The 2,158-nt window shown below is 63.3% G+C and carries 1 protein-coding gene and 1 pseudogene; both read right to left on the reverse strand.

What is annotated here, in order from left to right; genetic code table 11:
- Nucleotides 1-155: pseudogene (locus tag OC446_RS30105) on the reverse strand (MBL fold metallo-hydrolase); the annotation flags it as partial.
- A 242-nt stretch (nucleotides 156-397) separates the two neighbouring features.
- Complete coding sequence (locus OC446_RS30110; RefSeq protein WP_262032552.1) at nucleotides 398-2,077, reverse strand: IS1182 family transposase; 1,680 nt, start codon at nucleotides 2,075-2,077, stop codon at nucleotides 398-400.
- Nucleotides 2,078-2,158 lie beyond the last annotated feature (81 nt).

Here is a 2,158-nt window from a genome sequence, read left to right on the forward strand (position 1 = left end):
GCATCGAGGATGAAGAGACGCTCGCCGCATCGGACCTCGACGCAGGGCGTGTGCGATCCGAACTCGACGTATTGAGGCCCGGACGCGCAGGTGGAACCGCGTGTGCCCCAAAATCGGACCTGCAACGCCTCGGAGGATGCAACACGCCTTACCATGTCAGGATCATGACCAATCAAAAACCCCGCTTATGTGCGCTGGCGCACATGGACCGCGCTAAGCTGCCCCTGATACGGACAATCGGTCAAGAGCATCGGACCCAAAAGTGGATTCAACTTTCGGGGATTGATCCAGTCTTCATTTTCAAGTAGCGCATCGCGCGCTACGGAAAAGCGGATCCGCTTTTCCGCACAATGCCTAAGCTGGACTTGTCTCGGAAAAGATACTGTTGGCGAATTCATCATGCTGGGATAGGGGCCATCATGAGCCTGGTAAATGCGGATTGCCGGGTTCGGGCGAGCGGCGTGCCGCCGTGCCAGGCAGCGATCCGGATGAGGTTCATGGCCGCCGTCAGCACGTGCTGGAGATGCGTCTTGGCAAGTCCGATGTAGCGCGAGCGCCGCAGATGCAGGACCCGGACCCCGGCCGAGATTGTGCCCTCAATCCCGGCGCCCTGTTGATAGTCCTGCTTGAAGGCAGGCTGCGCCTCGCGTTCGCGAGCCGCTGCAAGGGTCTCGTGCTCCTCCTGAGGGCGCAGCGTCAGAAGGCGCCTGTCGCTCCGGGTACACTGTGCCTTCAATGGGCAGGGGCGACAGTGGGTCGTGGAGAAGCGCACCTTGAAGGCCGTCCGTCCCTGCCAGTAATCGGGACGCCAGCTCCGGCTCTCGTGCCCGGCCGGGCAGATCGCGACTTGCCGATCCCAATCGAAGATGAAGTCCTGCAAGGTGAAGCCCTCACCGGATTGGGTCTGCCACTGATAATTCTGGGGAGCCGGCCCCAGGAGCGTGACGCCATAGTTCCGGCGACTGGCGACGAGCTGATCGGCCGCGACATAACCAGCATCGACAAGATGGGTGTCGGGCAGCAGACCCTTGGCCTTGAGCCCCTCATAAATGGTGTTGAGGGCATGGCGATCCACGACCGGTGCCGGCGTGGTCTCCACGTGCATGATCAGGTGCGGGCCACCCTCGTCACAAGCCTCGGTCAGATGAACCTTGTAGCCAATCCAGGTCGTCGTCCCCTTCTTGGCATAATGGACCTCTGGATCGTAGGGTGATCCGGCCATCAGCAGGGAGGGTGGAAATCCCTCATGGTCGGTCCGCCATCGCACCAAGGGGGCGACCTCAGGTCCGACCGCCGGGGCATCGTCAATGATGGAGAAGTTCTGAAGCCACGCCTGCCGCAGCAACTCAACGGCCGGGATCTGCCGCAGCCATATCGGCGCATCAGGAGCCATGATGGCCGCAAGCAACTGATGACCGTCGCGACCGATCTGCTCGGCATGGGCGCGCCGCTTTGCCTCGCCTTGCGGCACGTCACCATCGCCAGCCCGCCGGCGATAGCGTTCCACCCAGGCCGGATCGGCTTGCCTGCGCAGCCACTCGGGGGCCGCTGTCGCCAAGGCATTGAGGGCAGCCCGCAGGGTCTCGGTCACGCATTCGAGACGGTTCAGGGAGCGGACCGCCCCGAGCACATGCGTGGAGTCGGTGCGCTGTCGACCCCGGGCGCTCACCAGCTTGAGATCGCGGCAGAGGGTCAGGAGGGTGTCGAGCAGATGCTCTTCCGCCTCTCCGGCGACGAGGCGGCCGCGGAACTCGCTCAGGACCGAGGCATCGAAGCCAGGATCGGTCAGTTCCAGTCCCAGCAGATACTTCCAGTCGATACGGCTGCGGACAGCATCAGCCGCACGGCGGTCAGAGAGGTTCTCAGCGAACTGGAGCAGGGTCACAAGGGCCAACCGCCACGGACATTCCGCCGGCTGGCCGCAGTGGGCGAAGAGAGGCGCGAACTGGGCATCGGTGAAAATCGTCCCGAGCCGGTCGCGCAAGAGCAGATAGGGATTGCCACGGGGAAAGGCCGCGCGGGCAACGGTTGCGGTTGAAGCTGGAACCTCACCGCTCACGATCGGGTGGAGCGACATGGGAATCCTCCAGGTCTGGACCCAAGCCCTTACAGCCTGAACGCTGACCTCGCCTCAATCGCTCCAACGCATTCGCCAACA

The sequence above is a fragment of the Microvirga sp. Mcv34 genome, from assembly GCF_024519725.1.
In the GTDB taxonomy this organism is placed as follows: Bacteria; Pseudomonadota; Alphaproteobacteria; order Rhizobiales; family Beijerinckiaceae; genus Microvirga.